Genomic DNA, 8,301 nt, shown 5'->3' with positions numbered 1-8,301 from the left:
TGGATGTCGGTCAGCTTCAGATGCTGATGCCCCAGCAACCGACTCTGCTCATCCTGCAAACGCACCAACGCCGCACGCAACGACTCCCCCGGCAACAGCCTCACCCGCACCGGAACCGTATTGATGAACAACCCGACCATCGACTCAACACCCGGGATCTGCCCCGGCCGACCCGACACCGTCGCCCCGAACACCACATCGTCCCGGCCCGTCATCCGCCCCAGCAGAACCCCCCACGCCAACTGGACCACCGAGTTCAACGTGACCCCACACCCACGCGCCACCACCGACAACGCCCGAGTCACCTCACCCGACACACGCACACTCACCCGCTCAGGAGCCACCCCGACCCGACCCACCCGCACCGGAGCCAGCCGCGTCGCCTCCTCCACCCCCACCAGCGCAGCACCCCACGCCGCCAACCCCGCCGCCCGGTCCTGACCAGCCACCCACGCCAAAAACTCCCGATACGGCGTCACCACACCCAACGCACCACCACCCCGCGCATACACCGTGAACAACTCACGCATCAACACCGGCAACGACCAACCATCCAACAACAAGTGATGACACGTAAACACCAACCGAAAACGCTCACCACCCAAACGAATCAACGCAAACCGCACCAACGGCGGAGACCCCACATCAAACCGACGCGCCCGATCCTCCTCAAGCCACGCCCCCACCGCAACATCCTGCTCAGCCAACCCCAAACCACTGAAATCCACCTCAACCCAAGGAACATCAACCTCCCGGGCAATCACCTGAACAGGCTCCCGCACCCCCTCATACACAAACCCCGCCCGCAAATTCGCATGCCGCTCCAACACCACACCCACAGCAGCCCTCAACCCACCACCATCCACCCGCCCCTCCACCAACGACGACAACTGCGTCGTATACACATCCAACGCACCCTCGTCATACAACGCATGAAACAACAACCCCTCCTGCAACGGAGCCAACGGAAGAACATCCGCCACCTCCCCAACCAACCCCAACCCATCAATCTCCACCTGCGACAACGACACCAACGGCAAATCAGACGGCGTATAACCACCCACACCCACGCCCGCCCCATGACGCGTCAAGGCAAGTGCTGCCACGGTCTTACGCTCAAACACGTCCCGTGACGAGAACAGCACCCCTGCCGCGCGCGCCCGCGCCACCAGCTGAATCGACAGGATGCTGTCGCCACCCAGCTCGAAGAAGCTGTCATCGATCGAGACGGACGGCACATGGAGAACCTCGGCGAACAGCCCGCACAGGAGCGCTTCGCGCGGCGTCCGCGGGGCGCGACCCGAGCCGTCCGCACCAAACTCAGGAGCAGGCAGGGCACGTCGGTCGAGCTTCCCGTTCGGCGTCAGCGGCAACACACCGAGCGTCACGAAAGCTGAAGGCACCATATAGTCCGGAAGCCCCCCGGTAAGACGCGCACGCAGGGCGACCGTGTCGACGTCGACCCCCGCGACCGGCACCACATAGGCGACCAGACGCTTCTCGCCCGGCTGGTCCTCACGTACGATCGCCACGGCCTGCGCCACCTGATCGTGCCCTGCCAGGACCGCCTCGATCTCGCCAGGTTCGATGCGGAAACCCCGCACCTTCACCTGAGCGTCCGCACGCCCCACAAACTCCAGCACACCACCGGCAGCCCACTTCACCAGGTCACCGGTGCGATACATCCGCGACCCCGCAGGGCCGAACGGATCGGCGACGAACCGCTCCGCCGTCACCCCCGCACGTCCCACGTAACCCCGGGCAAGCCCCGCGCCCGCCACATACAGCTCACCCGCGACACCCGTCGGCACCGGCGACAAACCCGCGTCCAGCACGTACACCCGGGTGTTGTCCATCGGACGACCGATCGGCACAGAGCCACCCACAGCGACGCCGGCGGGCACCTCGTACCGCGTCGCGCACAGCGTGATCTCCGTCGGACCGTACAGAACCCGCACCCCGGTCCCCGGACACGCGTCCAGCACGCGCTGGACCGCGGCGGGCGACACCACGTCACCACCGGTCAGCACCTCGCGGACGCCGGCGAAGCACTCCGGATCCTGTTCCGCGATCACCCGGAAGAGGCCGGCCGTGAGGTGAACGGAGGTGATCTTCTCTTGAGTGAGCAGATTCCTGAGAGCCGCCGCGTCGATCTGCTCCGCCGGGGCGACCACCACCTGTCCGCCGGTCAGCAGCGGAACCCACACTTCGTACGTGGAGATGTCGAAGGCATGAGGTGCGTGGAGGAGAATCCGCTCGTGCTGACCGCTCTGCCAAGAGCCGTCCAGCGCAAGCTCCACAACATCACGATGGGTGATCGCCACGCCCTTGGGCTCACCTGTCGACCCGGATGTGTACATCACATACGCCAGGCCTTCCGGCCTCGCTGGGGCACCCGAACCCTCCTCCGCTCCTCCACCGACAGCAGCCGCGGTAGCCGTGGCCGCAGCGGCAGTCGCAGCGATGTCGACGACCCGCGCCGCACCCGCGAACTCGCGTGCGCCGGCGGGCCGATCGGTCAGCAGGAGGCGGGCCCGGCAGTCCGCCACGACGAGCCGACACCGCTCCACGGGGTAGCCATCGTGCAGCGGCACGTAGAAGGCACCGGACTTCAGCACCGCCAGCAGTGTCACCACCAGTTCGGCGGAGCGCTCCATCCATATCGCGACGGCCTGCTCCGGCCCCGCGCCCAGCTTGGTCAGCTCGCGGGCCAGCGCGTCCGCCCGCGCGTCGAGTTCGGCGTACGTCAGGTCCTCTCCGTCGCCGGCGAAGGCAACGGACAGCGCCACGGCGTCCGGTGTGCGGAGTGCCTGCGCCTCGAAGAGCTCGGCCAGTGTCGATTCCGGCGTCTCTTGGCGGGCACCGTTCCCCGCGGACAGCATGCGCCGCTGTTCAGCCGGGTCCAGGATGTCCACGTCCCGGACCGGTGTGCCGGGCTTGCCGACGATCGTGCTCAGGACCCGTACGAGGCGAGCGGCCAACTGCTCCACCTCGTCCCGGGTGAATACATCCTCGCGGTAGTCGAGACGGAGCCTGAGCTCGTCACGGGGCAGGACCATCAGGCTGAGGGGGTAGTGGGTCGCGTCTTGGCCGGATACGCCGGCGAGTTCCAGGCCGGCGCCGAGCGCGGTGGACGCGGCCTCGTCCACGGGGTAGTTCTCGAACACGACGACCGTGTCGAACAGGTCGGTGAGTCCGGCGGTCTTCTGGATCTCGGAGAGTCCGAGGTGCTGGTGGGGCATCAGCCGTGACTGGTCGTCCTGAAGCCGCGCGAACACGTCGAGCACGGACCGGCCGGGGTCGAGCCGGACCCGGACCGGGATCGTGTTGATGAAGAGACCCACCATCGTCTCGACGCCGGGGAGCTCCGGCGGGCGTCCGGAGACCGTGGTGCCGAAGACCACATCGGTCAGGCCCGTCAGTCGTCCCAGGACGATGCCCCAGGCACCTTGGATCAGTGTGTTGAAGGTGAGGTCGCGGGCGCGGCCCAGCTCGGTGAGGCCCCTTGTCAGATCCTCGTCGAGGGAGAGTGTGACCTGCGCGGGGAATGCCTCAGCTGATCCGTGCGCCTGGGCCGGGGCGAGGCGGGTCGACTCTTCGAGTCCGCTGAGCGCGGTCCGCCATTCCGTACGCGCGGCCTCCATGTCCTGCTTCGCGGTCCAGGCCAGGTAGTCGCGGTAGGGCGTCACCCGCCTCAGCCGGGCCTCGCCGGAGTTCTGGTAGAGGCCGAAGAGCTCCTGGAAGAGGACGGCGTTGGACCAACCGTCCAGTAGGACATGGTGGTTGGCCCATATGAAGCGGTAGTCGTCGTCGGACATGCGGATCAGGCTGCATCGGACCAGCGGCGCCTTGCTCAGGTCGAACCGGCGGGCGCGGTCCTCGGCCACGATGCGCTGGAGTTCCGCTTCGCGTGCCTCCGGCGTCAGATGCGTGAGGTCGATGTCCTTCCAGGGAGTCTCCACCTCTCCCATCACGATCTGGACCGGCTGCCCCGACTTGCGGTGCTGAACGCGCACCCTGAGATTGGCATGACGTGTCAGGACGTCGTCGACGGCCTTTCGCAGCGCGGGGGAGTTCACCCTTCCCCGCAGCGCGATGACGAGTTGGACGACATAGATGTCCGCTGCCTCGTCGTCGTACTGCGCGTGGAAGAGAAGCCCCTCCTGCAGAGGCGACAACGGAAGGATGTCTTCAATACGTGAGCGCTTCATTTTCATTCCTTCCGTTCAGTCTTCGATCTCGCCGAGCTCGAATTCATCGATCTCGTCCTGGCTCAGAGTCAGGAGTGACACGTCCGACGGCGTCAGGCCGCCGACCCCGGGGGCCTCCGCCAGGGCGGCCAGCGAGGTGAGGGCGTGGGTATAGGCCTCGGCGAGGCCCCGTACCCCTTCCTCGTCCCACATCCGGCCCGGCCAGGCCCATGTCGTCAGCAGTTCGGAGCCCTCGGCGGTTTCCCGCGCCACGGCGTTGATCGTCAGGGAGTAAGCCATGGCCATACGCGGGTCGGCGCCGGCGCCGACCTCTCCGTCGCCGACGACGGACCAGGGTTCCTCGGGGGTCTCCCCTCCGGCCGGCACCGGGATTCGCCCCAGGTAGTTGAAGAGAATGCCCGGCTCGGGAAAGCGTGAAAGACGCTCTGCCGTGCGTGGGTTCAGGTATCGGAGCATGCCGTAGCCGAATCCGTTGTCCGGCGCCGCCCGCAATTGTTCTTTCACATGTTTGAGGGCGGCCTCCGCATCGTTCTCCACGGTCGTACGTCCGTTGCTCACGGACTTCAAGTCGAGGCGGACAGGGGCGACACTCGTGAACCAGCCCACTGTTCGCGAGACGTCCAGCGCGGGACTGACCTGCTCCCGCCCATGTCGCTCGACGTCGACCACAACAGCCGGTTCGCTGCCTTGGCGCTGTGCGTCCGAAGCGCCCACGGCCAGCAGGAAGGCGGCAAGCAGCACGCTGTCCGGGCCGCAGTTGAAGGCATCGGGCAACGACGTCAGCAGGGCAGAGGTGAGGTCGGCGGGCAGTGTCACGGTGACGCTCCGCGCCGTGCCCCAGGTGTCGTGGGCCGGGTCCAGAGAGCGTGCGAAGCCACTCAACGCTCCTCCGGCGTCCGCTACGACGCCCTCCCACAGGGGGAGTTCGCCGACGCGCCGCTCCGCTTCTGCCGACGAGTGGTCCGCCCAGCGTCGGAAGGAGGTGTAGACGGGCTGGAGTTCCGGTTTCCTGCCGGAGACAATGTCCTGCCATGCCGCCACGAGGTCCGGTACGAGGATCCGCCAGGACACGGCGTCCACCGCGAGATGGTGAACGGTGACCACCAGGCGCCCGTGACGCCGCGGCCCCGCGTCGAGCCACACCACGCGGAGCATCCTCCCGTCGCTCGGCGACAGGAAGCTCCTCGCCTCGTCCTCCTGTTCAGCCACCGCCTGCCGGAGTTCAACACCTTCGATCCCCGCGACCTCGACGCGGCTGACGCACGAGGCAGCGGAGAGCGCCTCGGGTGGCAGCACCTCAAGCTGCCACGCGCCGTCGGCTGAGGTGGTGTTCAGCCTTGCCCGCAGCAGGTCGTGATGGTTGGTCAGGGCCTGCACAGCGGCCGTGAGGTCGTCCCGGTCCAACCCGGCCGGGGCCACGAGGGTCACCGACTGGCTGAAGCGGTCCACGGAGCCGCCGCGCTCCCGCAGTTGGTGCATCACCGGTGTCAGTGGCACGGGTCCGACTCCCAAGTCCTCGCCGGCGGCCGTCCGCTCGTCGGACTCGACAGCCACCGCGGCCAGTGCTTCAACCGTCTTCCGCTCGAACACGCTCCGTGGGGTGACGATCAGGCCCGCCGCTCGGGCTTTGGCGACCAGTTGGATCGAGACGATGCTGTCGCCACCCATGGCGAAGAAGTTGTCGTCCGCGGAGACCTGGTCCACGCCCAGCACCTCCGCGAAGACCTCGCAGAGCACCCGCTCCTTCTCGGTACGTGGTGCCTGCCTGCCGCCGCCCGAGTAGTCAGGCGCGGGAAGCGCCGAGCGGTCGAGTTTCCCGGTCGCCCCGAGCGGCAGGGCGTCGACCCGCACGAAGGCCGCGGGGATCATGTAGTCGGGCAGGACCTCGGCAAGGCGGAGACGCGTGGCATCCGCGTCGATCCGCGCGCCCGTGGCAGCGACGAGGTAGGCCACCAGGCGTTTGTCCCCGGGGCGGTCCTCGCGCGCGATGACCACGGCCTGGGCCACATTCGCGTACGACTCCAGCGCCGCCTCGATCTCGCCCGGCTCGATACGGAAGCCGCGCACCTTGACCTGGTCGTCGGTGCGGCCGGCGAACTCAAGAATGCCGTCCCTCCGCCACTTCGCCCGGTCCCCGGTTCGGTACATCCGGGCGCCCGCGGGACCGAACGGGTCGGCGACGAACCGCTCGGCCGTCAGGTCGGGACGGTCGACGTACCCGCGCGCCAGTCCTTCGCCCGCGACGTACAACTCGCCGACCACCCCGGGGGGAACCGGCTTCAGCCCTTTGTCCAGTACGTACAGCCGCGTGTTGTCCAGCGGCCGGCCGATCGGGATCGACGCCCAGTCGTCCGTTTCTGACGGCAGCGCGTAGTGAGCGACGCAGAGCGTCGCTTCCGTCGGCCCGTAGCTGTTGGTCAGCCGCATGCGGGATGCCTGGCCCCTGACCTTCCGGACCGCGGCACGGGACATCGTGTCCCCGCCGACATAGACATCGCGAAGAGAGCTGAAGGACTCCGGTTCGCTCTCGGCCAGGAGCCGGAAGATGCCCTCGTTGAACAGCCCGACAGTGACCCGCGACTCGCCCATTGTGCGGGCGAGTTCGGGAATGTCCGCGGCCACCCCGGCCGGTGCGACCAGGGTCGCTCCGGTCAGGAGGGCGCCCCACATCTCGTACGTGGAGGCGTCGAACGACGGCGAGGAGTGCAGCAGCACGCGGTCCGCGGCCGCACGCTCCCAGTAGCGGTCCGAGACGAGCGCGACAACATTGCGGTGGCTGACAGCTACACCCTTGGGCCGGCCCGTGGACCCGGAGGTGTACATGATGTACGCCAGATCGAGCGGCCGTACCTGCGGCGCCGTGCCGGTGGCGGCCGGGGGGCGCCCCGTGGGAAGCTCGTCGACGGCCAGCACGTCGATGCCGTACGGGTTCTGCTCCGGGATCAACGCCAGCGTCTCCCGGTCGACCACTACGGCAACGCTGCTGGTGTCGCCGAGGATGAACTCCAGACGGGCTGCGGGGCTCCTGTTGTCGAGCGGAACGTAGGTCGCGCCGACCCGCGTGAGCGCCAGCGTCATCGACACCTGGTCGATCCAACGGCCGAGGAGCAGCGCTACGCGGTCGCGTGAGCCGACACCCCGCGCGTTCAGCCCGTGCGCCAACTCCTCTGCACGTGCGTCGAGTTCGGCGTAAGTGAGTTCCGCGCCGTCGCTGATGACGGCGAGGGCGTCGGGGGTGCGGGTCACCTGGGCCCGGAACAGCTCGGGGAGGCTCGCCTCCGGCACCTCGTGCGCGGTGTCGTTCCACGCCACGAGCGTGCGCCGACGCTCCTCCTCCCCCAGGACATCGATGGCACGGACCGGCTGATCGGGGTCGGCGACGACAGCCTCCAGCACCCGCACCAACCGATCCGCCAGAACCTCAACCGTCGCCTCGGCGAACAGGTCGGTGCGGTAGTTCAGCTCCCCTTCGAGTCCGGCGGGTGTGCCGTCGTCGGTGTGGGTTTCACCGAGGTTGAAGGAGAGATCGAATCTGGCCGCCGCGCTCTTCAGGGGTTCTACCTCGGCGTGGATGCCGGGCAGGTCGAGGTCGGGGCGGGTGTTGTTCTGGAAGGTGAGCATCACCTGGAACAGAGCGTGGCGGGCCATCGACCGCGTGGGGTTGAGGATCTCCACCAGCCGCTCGAACGGCACATCCTGATGCGCGAACGCCGCCAAGTCCCGCTCCCGGACCCGCTCCAGCACCTCACGGAACGACGGATCACCCGACACATCCGCACGCAACACCAGCGTGTTCACAAAGAACCCCACCAGATCATCAAGCGCATCGTCAGTACGCCCCGCGACCGGAGTCCCGATGGGGATGTCCTCGCCGGCGCCCATCTTCGACAGCAACACCGCGAGCGCGGCCTGCACGACCATGAACGCCGTGGCACCGCTCCCACGCGACAACTCCACCAGCCGCGCATGCACCCCCGCCGGAACCGACACCCGCACCGAACCACCCACATGCGAGGCCACCGCCGGACGCGGAAAGTCCACCGGCAACTCCAACTGCTCCGGCAGATCACGCAGGGTCCGCTTCCAGAAA

At 67.8% G+C, this 8,301-nt stretch carries 2 protein-coding genes; both read right to left on the bottom strand.

What is annotated here, in order from left to right:
• Positions 1 to 4,211: non-ribosomal peptide synthetase (locus tag QR77_RS37905; RefSeq protein WP_160310998.1), on the bottom strand; the 4,211-nt coding region annotated here is incomplete at its 3' end.
• A 15-nt stretch (positions 4,212 to 4,226) separates the two neighbouring features.
• On the bottom strand, positions 4,227 to 8,301 hold a 4,075-nt coding region (locus QR77_RS47190; RefSeq protein ID WP_040026499.1), incomplete at its 5' end, for a non-ribosomal peptide synthetase.

Origin of the sequence: Streptomyces sp. 150FB, from assembly GCF_000818195.1 — a bacterium.
Classification (GTDB): domain Bacteria; phylum Actinomycetota; class Actinomycetes; order Streptomycetales; family Streptomycetaceae; genus Streptomyces.
Note: the sequence above shows the minus strand (reverse complement) of the source record. Positions and strands in the feature narration are given on the sequence as shown.